A 608-nucleotide genomic window follows, 5' to 3' on the forward strand; every position below is an offset into this window, starting at 1 on the left:
TGACCACTTTGTGGCTCATGACTGGGGTGAAGTCGTAACAAGGTAACCGTAGGGGAACCTGCGGTTGGATCACCTCCTTACCTGAGATAGGTTGAGTGCAGTGCTCACACAGATTGTCTGATGAAAGAAGAGAATAGGTTATCGTGACAGGCTTGTAGCTCAGGTGGTTAGAGCGCACCCCTGATAAGGGTGAGGTCGGTGGTTCAAGTCCACTCAGGCCTACCAACTCTACTTATCCTGGTGTCTTTCAGACGCTGCGTGACTCATGTGCTGGCGCACACTGCGTTACTCGCGTTGAAATACCCGGCGGCTAAGCGAGTTGATTGAACAGACGATGACGGTCTATTTCTGTATGGGGCTATAGCTCAGCTGGGAGAGCGCCTGCCTTGCACGCAGGAGGTCAGCGGTTCGATCCCGCTTAGCTCCACCATACTAAATGTAGTTCAGAGTATATTGGCGACAGTATGCTGCGAACTATTTTGCTCTTTAACAATCTGCAACAAGCTGAAAAATTGGAATGCCCAATAATATCACCGAGGTATTATTGAGGCGTCTCTCAAGCTGAGCAATCCGAGACCTTTTCGGGTTGTGAGGTTAAGCGAATAAGC

Annotated in this window: 2 tRNA genes and 1 rRNA gene; all 3 read left to right on the forward strand. The window is 49.8% G+C overall.

Going from position 1 to position 608, the window contains the following annotated elements:
* A 16S ribosomal RNA gene (locus EAE93_RS24025) occupies positions 1–80 on the forward strand; the annotation flags it as partial.
* 68 nt (positions 81–148) lie between these two features.
* Positions 149–225 (forward strand) — tRNA-Ile (locus tag EAE93_RS24030).
* 129 nt (positions 226–354) lie between these two features.
* Positions 355–430 (forward strand) — tRNA-Ala (locus EAE93_RS24035).
* Positions 431–608 lie beyond the last annotated feature (178 nt).

It is taken from the genome of Photorhabdus akhurstii, assembly GCF_018448925.1.
GTDB lineage: Bacteria > Pseudomonadota > Gammaproteobacteria > Enterobacterales > Enterobacteriaceae > Photorhabdus > Photorhabdus akhurstii.